The sequence below is a fragment of the Pseudomonas sp. RIT409 genome (assembly GCF_003052515.2).
Lineage (GTDB): Bacteria > Pseudomonadota > Gammaproteobacteria > Pseudomonadales > Pseudomonadaceae > Aquipseudomonas.
On sequence record NZ_QARE02000005.1, the window covers coordinates 165,463 to 182,859 of the forward strand.

The 17,397-nt window shown below is 60.7% G+C and carries 14 protein-coding genes; 8 read left to right on the forward strand and 6 right to left on the reverse strand.

Features of this window, described 5'->3' with window-relative positions:
- Positions 1 to 10: 10 nt before the first annotated feature.
- From ftsA to lpxC, 3 genes are all read left to right on the forward strand, one after another.
- Positions 11 to 1,270, forward strand: a complete 1,260-nt coding sequence (ftsA, locus tag DBP26_RS08900) for a cell division protein FtsA (RefSeq protein WP_108236922.1) — start codon at positions 11 to 13, stop codon at positions 1,268 to 1,270.
- 61 nt (positions 1,271 to 1,331) lie between these two features.
- A complete protein-coding gene (gene ftsZ, locus DBP26_RS08905) occupies positions 1,332 to 2,522 on the forward strand; it encodes a cell division protein FtsZ (protein WP_108236923.1) in 1,191 nt (396 codons plus the stop codon).
- 112 nt (positions 2,523 to 2,634) lie between these two features.
- A complete protein-coding gene (gene lpxC / locus DBP26_RS08910) occupies positions 2,635 to 3,546 on the forward strand; it encodes a UDP-3-O-acyl-N-acetylglucosamine deacetylase (protein WP_108236924.1) in 912 nt (303 codons plus the stop codon).
- A gap of 96 nt (positions 3,547 to 3,642) precedes the next feature.
- On the opposite strand, the gene DBP26_RS08915 is transcribed toward lpxC, so the two are convergent.
- The gene (locus DBP26_RS08915) at positions 3,643 to 4,107 is read right to left on the reverse strand and encodes a DUF721 domain-containing protein (protein WP_108236925.1); all 465 of its coding nucleotides are present in this window, start codon (positions 4,105 to 4,107) and stop codon (positions 3,643 to 3,645) included.
- Positions 4,108 to 4,425: 318 nt separating this feature from the next.
- Between DBP26_RS08915 and secA the strand changes: the two genes are divergently transcribed.
- The 3 genes from secA to DBP26_RS08930 all read left to right on the forward strand — a co-directional run bounded on the left by secA (position 4,426) and on the right by DBP26_RS08930 (position 9,475).
- Complete coding sequence (gene secA, locus DBP26_RS08920) at positions 4,426 to 7,176, forward strand: preprotein translocase subunit SecA (protein ID WP_108236926.1); 2,751 nt, start codon at positions 4,426 to 4,428, stop codon at positions 7,174 to 7,176.
- A 124-nt stretch (positions 7,177 to 7,300) separates the two neighbouring features.
- On the forward strand, positions 7,301 to 8,518 hold the full coding sequence (gene argJ / locus DBP26_RS08925) for a bifunctional glutamate N-acetyltransferase/amino-acid acetyltransferase ArgJ (RefSeq protein WP_108236927.1): 1,218 nt from the start codon (positions 7,301 to 7,303) through the stop codon (positions 8,516 to 8,518).
- A gap of 12 nt (positions 8,519 to 8,530) precedes the next feature.
- Positions 8,531 to 9,475 carry a Nudix family hydrolase gene (locus DBP26_RS08930; protein ID WP_108237041.1) on the forward strand — a complete coding sequence of 315 codons (945 nt, stop codon included), beginning with the start codon at positions 8,531 to 8,533 and terminating at the stop codon, positions 9,473 to 9,475.
- A gap of 406 nt (positions 9,476 to 9,881) precedes the next feature.
- Here the strand turns inward: DBP26_RS08930 and DBP26_RS08935 are convergent, their stop codons facing one another.
- The 3 genes from DBP26_RS08935 to DBP26_RS08945 all read right to left on the reverse strand — a co-directional run bounded on the left by DBP26_RS08935 (position 9,882) and on the right by DBP26_RS08945 (position 13,610).
- Complete coding sequence (locus DBP26_RS08935) at positions 9,882 to 10,460, reverse strand: cob(I)yrinic acid a,c-diamide adenosyltransferase (protein ID WP_108236928.1); 579 nt, start codon at positions 10,458 to 10,460, stop codon at positions 9,882 to 9,884.
- Positions 10,461 to 10,465: 5 nt separating this feature from the next.
- Positions 10,466 to 12,514: an ATP-binding protein gene (locus DBP26_RS08940; RefSeq protein WP_108236929.1), complete on the reverse strand. Its 2,049-nt coding sequence runs from the start codon at positions 12,512 to 12,514 to the stop codon at positions 10,466 to 10,468.
- A gap of 145 nt (positions 12,515 to 12,659) precedes the next feature.
- The gene (locus DBP26_RS08945; RefSeq protein WP_256600989.1) at positions 12,660 to 13,610 is read right to left on the reverse strand and encodes a putative 2-dehydropantoate 2-reductase; all 951 of its coding nucleotides are present in this window, start codon (positions 13,608 to 13,610) and stop codon (positions 12,660 to 12,662) included.
- A 221-nt stretch (positions 13,611 to 13,831) separates the two neighbouring features.
- Between DBP26_RS08945 and DBP26_RS08950 the strand changes: the two genes are divergently transcribed.
- Both DBP26_RS08950 and DBP26_RS08955 read left to right on the forward strand, forming a co-directional pair.
- Entirely contained in the window at positions 13,832 to 14,317 is a 486-nt protein-coding gene (locus DBP26_RS08950) for a YajQ family cyclic di-GMP-binding protein (protein WP_108236930.1), read from the forward strand.
- A gap of 136 nt (positions 14,318 to 14,453) precedes the next feature.
- Positions 14,454 to 15,308, forward strand: coding sequence for a mechanosensitive ion channel family protein (locus tag DBP26_RS08955; RefSeq protein ID WP_108237043.1), 855 nt, complete (start codon positions 14,454 to 14,456; stop codon positions 15,306 to 15,308).
- Between the two features lie 111 nt (positions 15,309 to 15,419).
- On the opposite strand, the gene DBP26_RS08960 is transcribed toward DBP26_RS08955, so the two are convergent.
- Complete coding sequence (locus DBP26_RS08960; protein ID WP_108236931.1) at positions 15,420 to 16,979, reverse strand: AmpG family muropeptide MFS transporter; 1,560 nt, start codon at positions 16,977 to 16,979, stop codon at positions 15,420 to 15,422.
- Between the two features lie 42 nt (positions 16,980 to 17,021).
- On the reverse strand, positions 17,022 to 17,369 hold the full coding sequence (locus DBP26_RS08965; RefSeq protein WP_108237044.1) for an MGMT family protein: 348 nt from the start codon (positions 17,367 to 17,369) through the stop codon (positions 17,022 to 17,024).
- Between the last annotated feature and the right edge of the window lie 28 nt (positions 17,370 to 17,397).

Below are 17,397 nucleotides of genomic sequence, written 5' to 3' on the forward strand. Positions count from 1 at the left end.
GGCAGGACCCATGGCAAACGTGCAAAGCGGCAAAATGATCGTCGGATTGGATATCGGTACCTCCAAGGTGGTGGCGCTGGTAGGCGAAGTCGCGGCTGATGGCACGCTGGAAATCGTCGGTATCGGCACCCACCCATCACGTGGCCTGAAGAAGGGCGTGGTGGTGAACATCGAGTCGACCGTGCAGTCGATTCAGCGTGCCGTGGAAGAGGCGCAACTGATGGCGGGCTGCCGCATCCACTCGGCGTTCGTCGGGGTCGCGGGTAATCACATCCGCAGCCTGAACTCCCACGGTATCGTGGCGATTCGTGACCGTGAAGTGAGCTCCGCCGACCTGGAGCGCGTGCTCGATGCTGCCCAGGCGGTGGCGATTCCGGCTGACCAGCGCGTGCTGCACACCTTGCCGCAGGACTACGTGATCGATAACCAGGAAGGCGTTCGCGAGCCATTGGGCATGTCGGGCGTGCGTCTGGAGGCCAAGGTGCACGTCGTGACCTGCGCCGTGAACGCCGCACAGAACATCGAAAAGTGCGTGCGCCGTTGCGGCCTGGAAGTCGATGACATCATCCTCGAGCAACTGGCTTCGGCGTATTCGGTCCTGACCGACGACGAGAAAGAACTCGGCGTGTGCCTGGTGGACATCGGCGGTGGTACGACCGACATCGCAATCTTCACCGAGGGCGCCATCCGTCATACGGCGGTGATCCCGATCGCTGGCGATCAAGTCACCAATGACATCGCCATGGCGCTGCGTACACCGACTCAGTACGCCGAAGAAATCAAAATCCGTTACGCCTGCGCCCTGGCCAAACTGGCCGGTGCGGGTGAGACCATCAAGGTGCCGAGCGTGGGCGACCGTCCACCTCGCGAACTGTCCCGTCAAGCCTTGGCCGAAGTGGTCGAGCCCCGCTATGACGAACTGTTCACGCTGATTCAGGCCGAACTGCGTCGCAGCGGTTACGAGGACCTGATTCCAGCGGGCATCGTGCTGACCGGTGGCACCTCCAAGATGGAAGGTGCGGTCGAGCTGGCCGAGGAAATCTTCCACATGCCGGTGCGCCTGGGCACACCGCACAATGTCAAAGGGCTCGCGGACGTGGTTCGCAACCCGATTTACTCCACTGGGGTCGGCCTGTTGCTGTATGGACTGCAAAAACAGTCCGACGGCATCTCGTTGTCGGGCTTGTCCGGCTCCGGTAGCAGTTATAGCGATGAACCTAAGGCTCCCGTGTTTGAGCGCCTCAAACGGTGGGTCCAGGGGAATTTCTAAGTTTCAAAAGTGGTAGGCGGCAGTAGGCGATAAAAAACTAGAGAAGTGAAGGAGAGGGAACATGTTCGAGCTCGTAGACAACATCCCACAAAGCCCGGTAATCAAAGTTATCGGTGTTGGTGGTGGCGGCGGCAACGCGGTCAATCACATGGTCAAGAGCAACATCGAAGGCGTTGAGTTCATCTGCGCCAACACCGATGCTCAAGCCCTGAAAAACATTGGTGCGCGGACCATCCTGCAACTGGGTACCGGCGTGACCAAAGGTCTGGGTGCCGGTGCCAACCCGGAAGTCGGTCGTCAGGCCGCCCTGGAAGATCGTGAGCGCATCGCTGAAGTGCTGCAGGGCACCAACATGGTCTTCATCACCACCGGCATGGGTGGCGGTACCGGTACCGGTGCAGCCCCGATCATCGCCGAAGTGGCCAAGGAACTGGGCATCCTGACCGTCGCGGTCGTAACCCGTCCGTTCCCATTCGAAGGCCGCAAGCGCATGCAGATCGCCGATGAAGGCATCCGCGCGCTGTCCGAAAGCGTCGACTCGTTGATCACCATTCCCAACGAGAAGCTGCTCACCATCCTGGGCAAAGACGCCAGCCTGCTGTCGGCGTTCGCCAAGGCGGACGATGTACTGGCCGGTGCCGTTCGCGGTATCTCCGATATCATCAAGCGCCCGGGCATGATCAACGTCGACTTCGCTGACGTGCGCACCGTGATGTCCGAAATGGGCATGGCAATGATGGGTACGGGTGCAGCCAGTGGTCCGAACCGTGCACGCGAAGCCACCGAGGCGGCCATCCGCAATCCGTTGCTGGAAGATGTGAACCTGCAAGGTGCCCGCGGCATTCTGGTCAACATCACGGCGGGTCCAGACCTGTCGCTGGGTGAGTACTCGGACGTCGGCAGCATCATCGAAGCGTTCGCCTCCGAACACGCCATGGTCAAGGTCGGTACCGTCATCGACCCAGACATGCGCGATGAACTGCACGTCACCGTGGTCGCCACGGGCCTGGGTGCGAAGATCGAGAAGCCTGTAAAGGTCATCGACAACACCATGCAGACGGCTCAAGCGGCACCCGTGCAGCAGCAGGCCGTTCGCCAGGAGCAGCCTTCGGTCAATTACCGCGACCTGGACCGTCCTACCGTGATGCGCAATCAGGCTCACGCAGGCGCCACCGCTGCGGCCAAAATGAATCCGCAGGACGATCTGGATTACCTGGATATTCCAGCATTCCTGCGTCGTCAGGCTGATTGATGAGTTCTATCAGGGGTATGAGGGTGATTGGTGTTCAGCAAAGGCGAGGTCTGCTATCATCGCCAGCCTTTGTTGATACTAATTCGCGATATGCGCTGAAGCGGCCAATGCCATGATTAAACAACGCACCCTGAAGAATATTATCCGTGCCACAGGTATCGGCCTGCACTCGGGGGAAAAGGTTTACCTGACCCTCAAACCTGCACCTGTGAACGCTGGCATTGTGTTTTTCCGTACCGACCTCGAGCCGGTTGTCCAGATCAACGCACACGCGCTGAATGTGGGCGATACCACGCTTTCCACGACGCTGTTCAATGGCGATGTGAAGGTCGATACGGTTGAACACTTGCTGTCGGCCATGGCTGGCCTTGGCATCGATAACGCCTACGTTGAACTTTCCGCCTCCGAAGTTCCAATCATGGACGGCAGCGCAGGCCCCTTTGTATTCCTGATTCAATCGGCTGGCCTGGAAGAACAGGACGCACCGAAGAAGTTCATCCGCATTCTGAAAGAAGTCTGCGTGGAAGAAGACGGTAAATACGCCAAGTTCGTGCCGTTCGAAGGTTTCAAGGTGAGTTTCGAAATTGATTTCGACCACCCCTACCTGAAAAACCGCACGCAAACGGCGAGCGTCGACTTCTCCAGCACTTCGTTCGTGAAAGAAGTGAGCCGCGCACGTACCTTCGGTTTCATGAAGGACATCGAATACCTGCGCAAGCACAACCTTGCCCTGGGCGGCAGCGTTGAAAACGCTATCGTCGTTGACAAGGACGGCGTGTTGAACGAAGACGGTCTTCGTTATGAAGACGAATTCGTCAAGCACAAGATCCTGGATGCCATCGGTGACCTGTATCTGCTGGGCAACAGCCTGATCGGCGAGTACCAGGGCTTCAAGTCCGGACACGGCCTGAACAATCGTCTACTGCGTGCGTTGATCGCCCAGGAAGATGCGTGGGAAGTCGTGACGTTCGAAGATGCCAGTACCGCACCGATCTCGTACATGCGCCCTGTAGCGGCGGTGTAACAACACCTCTTCTTCTCAGTTTGACTATTTCAGGCCACCTCCGGGTGGCCTTTTTTATGGCGACTGCCGAAGGATTCAGGCAGACGCGAAGGCCGTTCAGTCGCTCGACTTTCGAGGTTTCCCATGCGCTGCCAGGCGTTCCAGCGCCGCCCTCAACTTTGGATCGCTAATGCCTTCGGCGGCCTCATTGAGTGCCTCTGCGGCCACGGGAGATAAATCCCTCGCCGCGCCCGGCAAGGCTCCGCGGGTGATCGATGGTTGAACCTTCAACGACAGCCGAGTCAGATTGGCGAACTCCTTGAACGCCACCAACTGCCGTTGCAGCCGCTTCTGCTGATAGCGCAGCCGGGTAGCCCAGTGACCATCGGTGACCACCAACACCAGCGTACCCTCGCGCCAGGACGCCACATGACAATGTTCTCGCGCAGCCGGCTGCAGCTGGCTTTCCAGCAGTCGTTGCAAGTGAGCCAGCCGCTGAGCGTGATTGAAAATGGCCTTGAGGGATCTTGCATCACGCAAAAAAACCGAAGGTGCGCGAGCCGGGAGGGGCCGGAATGCCATGTCAGGAGTGCCTTTCGATACCAGTCAGCGATGTTACCAGAATGGTGCCCCTCACTCTCGACGCGAGACTCGGTGCAAAACGAGCAGTCTGATTGTGAAGAAAAGTTTAAGTATTCAGATGCCCGTACGGGTTGAAGTCCGAAGAAATGCCCCTATTGTACTTCTGCCCCGTAACATTGCAGTGCCAGCATCGTGGAATAACGCCACTTTCCTCACCACCATTTCCGGGTAGAATGCTCGTTCGCATGCGGCCATGAGGGCTGCACGGGCGACTCACGGGGCCGCCCTCCATTCCTATGTGTGGAAGATCCTGTCGATATGTTTGCACCTTTGTTGAAAAAACTTTTCGGAAGCAAGAACGAGCGCGAAGTGAAGCGCATGCTCAAGACGGTCCAGATCGTCAACGGCTTCGAAGAGCAAATGGTGGCCCTTTCGGACGAGCAGTTGCGCGCCAAGACCGAAGAGTTCAAGGCCCGCATCGCCAAAGGTGAGACCCTCGATAAGCTCCTGCCCGAAGCCTTCGCGGTGTGCCGTGAAGCGGGCAAGCGCATCATGGGAATGCGCCACTTCGACGTGCAGTTGATCGGCGGCATGACCCTGCATGAAGGCATGATTGCCGAGATGCGCACCGGTGAAGGCAAGACCCTGGTCGCGACCCTCGCGGTGTACCTGAACGCGCTGTCCGGTAAAGGCGTGCACGTCGTGACCGTGAACGACTACCTGGCACGTCGCGACGCCAACTGGATGCGCCCGCTGTATGAGTTTCTCGGCCTGACCGTCGGTGTCGTCACACCGTTCCAGCCGCCGGAAGAAAAGCGCGCTGCTTACAATTCCGACATCACCTACGGCACCAACAACGAATTCGGCTTCGATTACCTGCGCGACAACATGGCGTTCAGCCTGGAAGACAAATTCCAGCGCGAACTGAACTTCGCCGTGATCGACGAAGTGGACTCCATCCTCATCGACGAAGCCCGTACCCCGCTGATCATTTCCGGTCAGGCGGAGGACAGTTCCAAGCTGTACACCGAAATCAACAAGCTGATCCCCCGACTCGAACAGCACATCGAGGAAGTGGAAGGCCAGGTGACCAAGCAGGGCCACTTCACCATCGACGAGAAATCCCGTCAGGTGGAGCTGAACGAGGCCGGCCACCAGTTCATTGAAGAGATGCTGACTCAAGTCGGGCTGCTCGCTGAAGGCGAGAGCCTGTATTCGGCACACAACCTGGGCCTGCTGACCCACGTCTATGCCGGCCTGCGCGCGCACAAGCTGTTCCATCGCAACGTCGAGTACATCGTTCAGGACGGCGGCATCATGCTGGTCGACGAACACACCGGTCGTACGATGCCGGGGCGTCGCTTGTCCGAGGGCCTGCACCAGGCCATCGAAGCCAAAGAGAACCTGAACATCCAGGCCGAGAGCCAGACCCTCGCCTCGACCACTTTCCAGAACTACTTCCGTCTGTACACCAAGCTGTCCGGCATGACCGGTACGGCTGACACCGAAGCGTTCGAATTCCATCAGATCTACAACCTCGCCGTGATGGTCATTCCGCCGAACAAACCGTTGGCGCGTAAGGACTACAACGACCTGGTGTACCTGACCGCCGACGAGAAGTACGCGGCCATCATTGCCGACATCAAGGCCTGCCTGGCCGAGCAACGTCCGGTGCTGGTGGGTACGGCGACCATCGAAACCTCCGAGCACATGTCCAACCTGCTCAAGAAGGAAGGCATCGATCACAAGGTCCTGAACGCCAAGTTCCACGAAAAGGAAGCCGAAATCATTGCCCAGGCCGGTCGTCCTGGCGCCCTGACCATCGCCACCAACATGGCCGGTCGCGGCACCGACATCCTGTTGGGTGGCAACTGGGAAGTGGAAGTCGCCAGCCTGGAAAACCCGACGCCCGAGCAGGTCGCACAGATCAAGGCCGACTGGCAAAAGCGTCATCAGCAGGTCATCGAGGCGGGCGGTCTGCACGTCATCGCCTCCGAGCGCCATGAGTCGCGTCGTATCGACAACCAGTTGCGGGGCCGTGCCGGTCGTCAGGGCGACACCGGTTCGAGCCGCTTCTACCTCTCGCTGGAAGACAGCCTGATGCGCATCTTCGCCTCCGACCGGGTGAAGAACTTCATGAAAGCGCTGGGCATGCAGTCTGGCGAAGCCATCGAGCACCGCATGGTGACCAACGCCATCGAGAAAGCGCAGCGCAAGGTCGAAGGCCGCAACTTCGATATCCGCAAGCAGTTGCTGGAGTTCGACGATGTCTCCAACGAACAGCGCAAAGTGATCTACCACATGCGCAACAGCCTGCTGGCGGCAGAGAACATTGGCGACACCATCGCCGAATTCCGTGAGGAAGTTCTGGATGCCACGATCAGCGCGCACATTCCGCCACAATCCCTGCCGGAGCAGTGGGATGTGGCTGGCCTGGAAGCGGCGTTGAACAGTGACTTCGGCGTGAAATTGCCGATCCAGCAATGGCTGGACGAAGACGATCACCTGCACGAAGAAAACCTGCGCCCCAAGCTGCTGGAAGCCATCCTCGCGGCCTACAACGAGAAAGAAGACCAGGCCAGTGCCGAGGCGCTGCGCACCTTCGAGAAGCAGATTCTGCTGCGCGTGCTGGACGACCTGTGGAAAGACCACCTGTCGACCATGGACCACCTGCGCCACGGCATCCACCTGCGCGGCTACGCTCAGAAGAACCCGAAACAGGAATACAAGCGGGAGTCGTTCACGCTGTTCCAGGAATTGCTGGACTCGATCAAGCGCGACACGATCCGCGTACTGTCCCACGTTCAGGTCCGTCGCGAAGACCCGGCCGAAGAAGAAGCCCGTCTGCGTCGCGAGGCCGAAGAGCTGGCCCAGCGCATGCAGTTCCAACACGCCGAAGCGCCGGGCCTCGAGCAGCCGGCGGCTCTGGTGGAGGAGGGCGATGACGTCGCGGTGGCCGCTGCGACTGCAATGTCCCCGGTGCGCAACGACCAGAAGCTGGGTCGCAACGAGCTGTGCTGGTGCGGTTCGGGCAAGAAATACAAGCACTGCCACGGTCAGATTTCCTGATCTACGGCCTGGCAGTCGTTTCTCTGTAATATCGCGCCGCGACCGGCCTAGCCGTCGCGGCGTTTTTCCAATTATCGAGCCGTCGTGGCCTGCCCGGCGGCCTGGCTTTCAAGGAGCGCATTTCATGGCTGTTGGTCTTGGTCCTCTGCCGACGCTGCACCCAGTTCCCGGTTTCGAGCTTGGCATTTCGTCTGCCGGCATCAAGCGTCCAGGGCGCAAGGACGTCGTGGTCATGCGCTGCGCCGAAGGTTCCAGCGTGGCCGGCGTATTCACCCTGAACGCTTTCTGCGCGGCCCCCGTGATCCTGTCCAAACAGCGTGTGGGCGGCACCGTTCGCTACCTGCTGACCAACACCGGGAACGCCAACGCCGGTACTGGTGAGCCGGGCCTGCGCGCGGCCGAACGCACCACGGCGAAGCTGGCGGAACTGACCGGCGTCGATGCCAGTGCCGTCCTGCCGTTCTCCACCGGGGTGATCGGCGAGCCGTTGCCTGTGGAAAAGATCGAAGGTGCCTTGCAGGCGGCGTTGGACGATCTTTCGGTGGATAACTGGGCAGCGGCCGCCACGGGCATCATGACCACGGATACCCTGCCCAAGGGTGCCAGCCGTCAGTTCCAGATCGACGGCGTGACCGTGACAGTCACCGGCATCAGCAAAGGCGCCGGGATGATTCGCCCGAACATGGCCACGATGCTCGGCTACATCGCCACCGACGCCAAGGTCTCGCAGAGCGTGCTGCAAGACCTGGTGCGTGACGGTGCCAACAAATCCTTCAACCGCATCACCATCGACGGCGATACCTCGACCAATGACTGCTGCATGCTGATTGCCACCGGTCAGGCCGACCTGCCTGAAGTCACCGAGCCCAAAGGGCCGTTGTTCGAGGCGCTGAGACAAGCCGTGTTCGACGTCTGCATGGAGGTCGCTCAGGCCATCGTGCGTGACGGCGAGGGGGCGACCAAGTTCGTGACCGTCGAAGTCAACGGTGGCGGCACGCATCAAGAATGCCTGGACGTCGGCTACACCGTTGCCCACTCCCCATTGATCAAGACCGCTTTGTTCGCCTCCGATCCGAACTGGGGCCGAATTCTGGCCGCCGTGGGCCGGGCCGGTGTCCCGGAGCTGGATGTGAGCAAGATCGACGTCTTCCTCAGCGGCGTCTGCATCGCCAGCCAGGGTGCTCGCGCGGCGACGTACACCGAAGAGCAGGGCTCGGCGGTGATGGCTGAAGAAGAGATCACCATTCGCATCGAGCTGGGCCGGGGTGATTGCAGCGAAACCATCTGGACCACCGACCTGTCCCACGAATACGTGAAGATCAACGCGGAATACCGCACCTGATTGGGGTTTGAGGTGAAACGCATCCATGTAGCCGCCGCGGTCATCCGCGGCACTGACGGCAAGATTCTCATTGCCCGACGGGCTGACAAGCAGCACCAGGGCGGCTTGTGGGAGTTTCCCGGTGGCAAGGTCGAGCCTGGTGAAACCGTCCAGGCGGCCCTGACGCGTGAGTTGAAGGAAGAGCTGGGTATCGAGATCGTTGACGCGCGGCCGCTGATCAAGATCAAGCACGACTACCCCGACAAACAGGTGTTGCTGGATGTCTGGGAGGTCTCGTCGTTCAGGGGCGAGCCCCATGGCGCCGAAGGGCAGCCGTTGGCGTGGGTGTCGAACAAGGCGCTGGTCGGGTACGAGTTTCCGGCGGCGAATACGCCCATCGTGGCTGCTGCGCGCTTGCCGAGCGAGTACCTGATCACGCCGGACGGCCTCGACACGCCGGCGCTGCTGCAAGGCATGCAGAAGGCAATCGCCAGCGGTATCAAGCTGATCCAGTTGCGCGCCCCGAACATGTACGACCCTAAATACCGCGATGTAGCGGTCGATGCCGTGGGCCTGTGCGCAGGCAAAGCCCAGTTGATGCTCAAGGGGCCCCTGGAGTGGCTCGGCGACTTCCCGGCGGCGGGCTGGCACCTGACCAGCGAACAACTGCGCAAGTACGCCAGCAAGGGCCGTCCGTTCCCGGAAGAGCGCTGGTTGGCGGCGTCTTGCCATAGCGCTGAAGAACTGTCCTTGGCTGAGCAGATGGGTGTGGATTTCGTCACCCTGTCACCGGTTCAACCGACCCAGACGCACCCGGATGCCACGCCGTTGGGCTGGGAGCAGGCGCGGGCGTTGATAGACGGGTTCAGCAAGCCGGTCTATCTGTTGGGCGGGGTAGGGCCTGCGCAGCGGGAACAGGCGTGGGAAAACGGCGCGCAGGGCGTGGCCGGAATCCGCGCGTTCTGGCCGAAGGTGTAAAAACTCCCCTGTTGATCGTACCCACGCTCTGCGTGGGTACGCAGCCCCTGACGCTCCGCGTCAGTGCGACGCAGAGCCTCGCGAGCGGCATTCCCACGCGGAGCGTGGGAACGATCATGTAACGCGGTGCTCAGGGTGTTGCGAGCATCCGCGCGTTCTGGCCGAAGGTGTAAAAACTCCCCTGTTGATCGTACCCACGCTCTGCGTGGTTACGCAGCCCCTGACGCTCCGCGTCAGTGCGACGCAGAGCCTCGCGAACGGCATTCCCACGCGGAGCGTGGGAACGATCATGTAACGCGGCGCTCAAGGTGTCGCGGGAATCCGCGCGTTCTGGCCTGAGGCCTGAACGCTGTCTGCTGGCTGCTCTGCGCCAGCGAATGGCCTACAGAGAGTAGCGAAAGTCGAATCACTCCGGCTTTTTCGCCGGCTCCCATAAAATCTCCGCAACACCTTGCCTGCGCGCAATGATTCGCGCTGCCACGAACAGCAGATCGGACAGCCGATTGATGTACGCCAGCCCCACACCGTTCAATGGTTCGACGGCGTTCAGGTGCTGACAGCGGCGTTCGGCACTGCGCGCCAGGCTGCGGCAAACATGGGCTTGGGCAATCAACGAAGAACCACCGGGCAGGATGAAATTCTCCAGCGGTCCCACTTCTTCGTTCCACTCATCAATGGCCGCTTCCAGCCGCTCGATTTCGGCCGCATTCAGCGCCTGATACTCGGGCATCGCCAACTCGCCCCCCAAGTCGAACAACCGGTGCTGACACGGCGCCAGTACGTCGATGACGTCCTGCATCGCAGGCACTGAATGGGCCAACTCTTCAAGCCCCGCCAGCAGCAAACCCAACTGGCTGTTCAGCGTATCGACTTCGCCAATGGCTTCCACCCTGGGGTGGTCCTTCGGCACCCGACGGCCATCGCCCAGGCCAGTTTCGCCCTTGTCGCCGGTCCGTGTGTAAATCTTCGACAAGCGAAATCCCATGTGCCTTACTCCCGGTCGTTCTGGCCAATCACTTGAGGGGCAGGGACGTTCACCGGGTTGCCTTCCAGTGGCAGACGCAGGGTGAAACAGGTGCCTTGACCCAGGGTGGAGTGCACCTCCATCTGGCCCTTGTGATTGTTGGTGATAATGAAATATGAAACCGACAGGCCCAGCCCGGTCCCCTGGCCAACTTCCTTGGTCGTGAAGAAGGGTTCGAAGATGCGCTTACGCACGTTTTCCGGCATGCCGACGCCATTGTCTTCGACCTGAATCTCCGCCCAGGGCGGATTGAGCCGCGTGCGCAGAATGATCCGTCCCGGTTCGGTTTCGTTTTCCCGCTGATGGATCGCCTGGGCGGCGTTTTTCAACAGGTTGAGCAACACTTGTTCCAGTTCGTTCGCGGTGCCGGGAACGGGCCCGAGTGCCGGATCGAACTGACGAAGAATGTTTTGCCCTTTGAAGTCGAAACCGATCGTCAGGTCGAAGTCGTTGCTGGCAATTTCTACCGCCTGGTCAATCAACGCAGGGAGGTCGCAAGGGGCCATCTGCCGGTTGCTGCGTCGGCTGAAACTGAGCATGTGGCTGACGATTTTCGCTGCCCGGCCCCCCGCCTGCTGAATACCGTCGAGCAATTGCGGGACTTCCCGCGCAGTGAGGTACTGGTTCACGGCGGCCAGTTCGACGCCGTCCTGCTCGGCTTGTTCCAGGTTCTTCGGTAGATCAGGGGACAGACGCCGTCGGATGTTTTGCACGTTGTGCATGATCGCGCCCAGCGGGTTATTGATCTCGTGGGCCATGCCAGCGGCAAGCCCACCCACCGAAAGCATCTTCTCGGACTGCACCATCATGTCCTCCAGCGACAGGCGCTGGGTAATGTCGTCAATGCGGATCACCACGCCGCGACCCGCCCCGCCGGTCAACGGATAGAACGTCAGTGCGAAATGGCGTGTGAGGTCGTCCTTGACCCAGGTGACGCGCTCGATCTTGGTCACGGTGTGCTTTTCGACGGTTTGCTTGATCTGCGGCAGAAATGCCTTCATCGGCGGGAAGGCCAGGAAGATGGGTTGGTTGAGTGCCTCGTCCAGCGGCGTGCCGGAGAGGGCACCTGCCTCCTGGTTCCACTGGGTCACGTACAACTGTTCGTCCAGCGCGATCAGGGCAGAGGGCATGGAGTCGATGATGCTGTTCAGATAATTCTGGAAACCGGTGAGTTTCTTCTCGATTTTGCTGCGAACCTGGACTTCCAGCTCCAATTTACGGTTGGTGTGGCGGGTTTCTTCCGCCAGGCCCTGTGCCTGGTCATAGGCTTCCTGAGACTCGTCCCGCGCCCGCTTGAGCTGCTGCTCCCGCGCTTCCATTCGCGACAGCATGGTGTTGAAGGCTTCAGCCAGGGAACCGATTTCATCCTGATTGCCAGGGCCCGCGCGCAGTGCGTAATTTTCCTCGCGGGTGACCCGGCGAGACAGTTCTTCCAACTGGTAAATCGGTTCGGTGATAAAGCGGCGAATCTGCCGCGCCACGCCAGCCCACAGCAGGACGCTGAAAATCAGGATTCCCAGGCTGGCCGTCAGGGTGCCAGTGTAGAACGCTGCGGGCAGCTCACTGCTGGCCACCAATAACAGATGGCCGGGAGCCTGGCCCGGTTTGGGGATTGATATCAGCTGGGTGTTACGAAACTCGGTGATGCGCCAGCTTTCGATGTTGCGGTAATGCTCAGGCAGACGCAGCTTGTTGCCTTGCTGCACCTGCGCCAGTCGGTTGCCGTTGTTGTCGTAAACGGCAGCGGCGCGCAGCGGACCGTAGTTCTTCAATTCGTTGAGCAGCGCTTGAGCATTGGTCGACGAAGCGAGTGCCTGTTCGGACAGCCCGGGATTACTGATCAGCCGCCCAATGGTCTGCAGCGCCTGGGGCGCCATCGCTTCCTGGGAAATGTAATAAGCGGCACTGATGAACGTCAGATTGGCGACCAACAGAACGGTGGTCAGCAGAACCAGCAGGGCGGCCAGTAGCTTCTGGCCGACGGGCAGATTTTCAAGGCGCTGGCGCAATGGCATGGGGCAGGATCACTGACGAATGAGGAAGGGGCAGGTTAGCGCTGTTCGAGGCTGACGCAAACCCGCGATGTGAATGCCCGGACTCAATGAGCGGCGCAGTTGCAAGCCGCCCAGCGGGCGAACACGCAGGGCCACGCGCCTCCGCTCAGTCGGCCGGCAGGCCTTTGGCGAGCAATCGCTGCATCAATCGCTCCTGCAAAGCGTTCAGCCCGGGGGCTTTTACACCCTGCTGCCGTGCGGCATTGCACGCATACCCCAACAGGTACCCGATCTCCGTACGCCGCCCCTGTGCCACGTCCTGGTACATCGACGAGTAATTGGCCGCTGTGGCTTGAATAACCTGGGTCACCGCCTCATCCAGGCCTTCAGCGGCTTCGGGGTGTCCACACGCCCTGAGTACGGCACTCAACTCGTTGCACAACGCGCTGACTTCCCCGGCATGGTGCTGCAATTGGCCGTTGCGGCAGCCGTGCAGCACGGTCAGGGGGTTGATGGCGCAATTCAGTGCCAGTTTGCGCCACAGACGATCGAGAATCTTCGGCGTCCATTCATGCGCAATGCCCGCCTGGACGAGTGCTGCGAGCCATTCGGGCGCAGGACCTTGCTGGCCATCTCCCAGCCAATTGAAGCCCTGGCCGGCGAAGACGACGCTGAAGTCGTCATCGCGGAAAGCGCCTTCGGTACTGGAAACGAAGGTACAGCGGGCGTGAGGAATCCGCGCCGCGACCGCTTCCTGACTGCCCAAGCCGTTTTGCAGCAGCAGGACGTCCGCGCCGGGGATGAGCCGCGACGCGATACCGGCCACGGCAGGCTCGGCGTCGTAGGCCTTGCATGCCACGATGACGCGCTCGATGGGCTCCGCGTCGTCGATAATCCCGGCCGGGAGAGCGAAGGTATGCCGCTGGCCCTGTTCGCTCAAGGTCAGGCCTCCTCGCGTCAGATAAGCGTCCAGGCGCGCCCGATCCCGCAGGATCAGGCGCACGCTGAAACCGGCACGGGCCAGCCGCGTGGCCCAGAGAGTGCCCAGGCTGCCCGCGCCCAGGATGTGCCACGTCACTGACGTGGGCTCGCCGATATCAGCGATGAGAGTGCTCACAAACAGCCCCTTATAAACGCCGCGCGTCGTGGTTTCGTGGAGCGCTCTTCAAGCGCTCGTTCACTGCCACTGCGCGCGGTCTGCCAAGGTAAAACCAACACGACATTGTCGGGCCCGCATGAACCGAAGAAAAGTCTCGTTATAATGACCCGGTTTTCAACCCGTCACGTCAGGCGCGCTCCCTGTGCATCGAGCCGCGCCGCATCAATTGGAGAAATGACATGCCCTCGTTCGACGTAGTGTCTGAACTGGATAAACACGAAGTCACGAATGCCGTCGACAACGCGATCAAGGAGCTGGACCGCCGTTACGACCTCAAAGGCAAAGGCAGCTTCGAATTCAAGGAAAAGGAACTGACCGTCAACCTCACCGCCGAAGCGGAATTCCAGCTCGAAGCGATGATCGAGATCCTCAAGATGGCGCTGATCAAGCGCAAGATCGACGTGCAATGCCTGGAAGTCAAAGACGCTTATCCCTCCGGCAAAGTGATGAAGCAGGAAGCCACCCTCAAGGAGGGCATCGACAAGGAGCTGGCAAAGAAGATCGTCGCCCACATCAAGGAAGCCAAGCTCAAGGTCCAGGCCGCGATTCAAGGCGAGCAGGTCCGCGTCACCGGCAAGAAGCGCGATGATCTTCAGGAAGCCATCGCGGCCCTGCGTGGCCACAGCTTCGGCATGCCGCTTCAGTTCAACAACTTCCGCGACTGACCGTCCCTCGATTTGCCCCGACGCGGAACCTGCCCGGTTTGTGCGCGTCGGAGTGCAGGTCCCTTGAAACGAAGAGCCTCGATGCAGGTGTCGTTTCAGTGTTTCGTTTCGCGACCGTAAGGAGTAATCAATGGATCTGGATCTGAATGGCCAGGTGGATCATCTGGTCAAGGCTTCCCAAGCCTGGATTCCCATGGTCATGCAGTACGGCAGCCGCGTGCTGCTGGCCGTTGTCGTATTGCTGGTGGGCTGGTGGCTGATCAACAAGCTGACATCCAAGGTCGGGGCGCTGTTGGCGTTGCGCCACGTCGACCTGGCGTTGCAGGGGTTCATTTGCAGCCTGAGCAACATCATTCTCAAAATTCTGCTGATCGTCAGTGTCGCCTCGATGATCGGTGTGGAGACCACCTCGTTCGTCGCGGCGATTGGTGCCGCAGGTCTGGCCATTGGCCTGGCGCTGCAAGGCAGTCTGGCCAATTTTGCCGGCGGGGTGCTGATTCTGCTGTTCCGTCCGTTTCGCATCGGTGACTGGATCGAGGCGCAGGGTGTCGCTGGCACCGTGGACAGCATCCAGATCTTCCACACCATCATCCGCACCGGCGACAACAAGACGGTCATCCTCCCCAACGGTAACCTCTCCAACGGCATCATCACCAACACGAACCGGCAGCCGACCCGCAAGATCACGTTCGACGTGGGCATCGATTACGACGCAGACCTCAAGCAGGCCCTGCAGGTGCTGATGGAAATGGCCGATGACCCCCGTGTCTTGCAGGACCCGGCGCCCCAGGCCGTGGTGGCGGCGTTGGGCGACAGTTCGATCACCGTTTCGCTGCGAGTCTGGACCAAAACCGGTGATTTCGGTGAGGTGTCCAACCGGTTCAACGCGGAAATCCGCGACCGCCTGCGCGCCGCCAATATCGACATTCCGTTCCCGCAGCGTGTCGTTCGCGTGGTGCAGGAGCAGCAGGAAACCGCGCTGCAGCGTTAATCACTGACCTGATACGGACAATCTTGTAACGCAAAAGCCCCGACTCGCGAGAGATCGGGGCTTTTGCGTAAAGGGGCGGCGTCGGGACGTCTCTGAGGCTCTCCGCAGCCTTCAGGGTCGCTCGCTGGCGGGCTCCTCTACCGGTTTCTCGTCTTCGGACGGCTTTTCCTTGCGCAACTCCTGGCCCCAGTGCAGGGCGATCATGAACAGGGTCGGTACACCCATCAACGCAGTGATCAAGAAGAAGTTGTGGTAGCCCAGTTTTTCGACCATCACCCCCGAATAGCCACCGATCAGCCGGGGCAACAGCAGCATGATAGAGCTCAGGAGGGCGTATTGGGTGGCAGAAAACTTGAGGTTGGTCAGGCTCGACAGGTACGCCACGAACGCTGAAGTCGCCAGCCCGGAGCTGAAGTTGTCGAGCGAGATCGTAAGGATCAGCATCTTCAGGTTAGGGCCCATGTCGGCCAGCATCAGAAACAGCAGGTTAGTGGCAGCGGAGGTTGCGCCGCCGATGAACAGAATCGGCAGAATGCCGAAGCGCACGATCGCCAGGCCGCCGAAGGCCGCGCCGACCAGCGTCATGACCAGGCCGAAGATTTTGCTGACACTGGCGATCTGGTCCTTGGTGAAGCCCTGATCGATGTAGAACACGTTGGCCATCACCCCCATGACCGTGTCGGACATGCGGTAGGTGGCGATCAGGCCCAGGAGCAGAAAGGCCTGCCAGCGGTAGCGCAGGATGAAGTCGTTGATTGGCGTCAGCACCGGTGCCAGGCCGCGTCGGCCTATGGATGACAGGCAGGCCGCCGTGAGCAGGGTGTACAGGATGGCGCGCAGGAACGCCCGATCTTCCATCAACAGGCTTTTCCAGGTGGCATCCTTGAACAGTACGCTGGCGAAGTCGGTATTGTAGAGCTGGGTGAACATCGCGGGGACCGACACCAGCAGGATGATCAGAACGAACACCGACGCCAACTGGTGCGCAAAGCCGTAGCGCGCCGCCGACAGTTGCGTGCGCAAAGCGACGGCGGGTTCGCGCATGACCAGCGTGGTGATCAGCGCGGGCAGCATCAGCAGGCCGAAGATGACATACGTGCCGGTCCAGGCTGAGTGCTTGTAGGCGAAGCCGGATGAGCCGAAGCCTTCGGCGAAATACAAGGCGCCCGCTGTGGCGAGCAGGGCGGCCACGCGATAGCCCGCCATGTAGCTGGCGGCGAGGGTGGCTTGCTGGCTGTCCGAGGCGATCTCGAGGCGATAGGCGTCGATGGCGATATCCTGCGTCGCGGACGAAAACGCGACCACCACAGCGATCGCAATCAGCCAGGACAAATGCTGCTGGGGGTCGCAAAAGCCCATGCCGATCAGGCCGAGCGTCACCAGGGTTTGCGAGAGCACCAGCCAGGAGCGGCGCCGACCCAGCTTGCCCAGCAATGGCAGCCGCCACTGATCGAGAAGAGGCGACCAGACCCATTTGAAAGCGTACGCCAGGCCGATCAAGCTGGCGTAGCCGATGGTCTCACGGGCAACACCCGCTTCCCTGAGCCAGACCGACAGCGTGGAAAACACGAGCATATAAGGCATGCCCGCGGCGAATCCGAGGAGCAGCAGCACGAACGTCGATGGGCTGGCATAAGCGGCGAGCGCGGCGCGCCAGGTTTTGCGGGGCATGGGCTGGAATCTGCCTCAGATTACATAAACAAAGCGCGCACTCTAACCGTTGTCCTCTGTCGGGCGCCAGCCATGACGCGCCATATCCACACGATTGTTACGGATGGTCACGCCTTCGGCGCGCAGGCGGGCGCGTTGCTCTTCGCCAGAAGCCGTTCCAGCCGGCAGGCTCAGCCGTCCGCCCGCGCCGATCACGCGATGCCAGGGCAGGTGGCTACCGTCGGGCAACTGGCTCAAGGTTCGGCCAACAAAACGTGCCGCTCGTCCTAAACCGGCCAATTCGGCCAACTGCCCGTAACTGACGACCTTGCCTTCGGGGATTTGATGCATGGTCAGATAAACCGCCGCGCGCCGGGCCTCTGCGGGCGGTTGTCCACTGGGGTCTTGCATCCATGAAATGTGTTCGCTCACGCGTTCG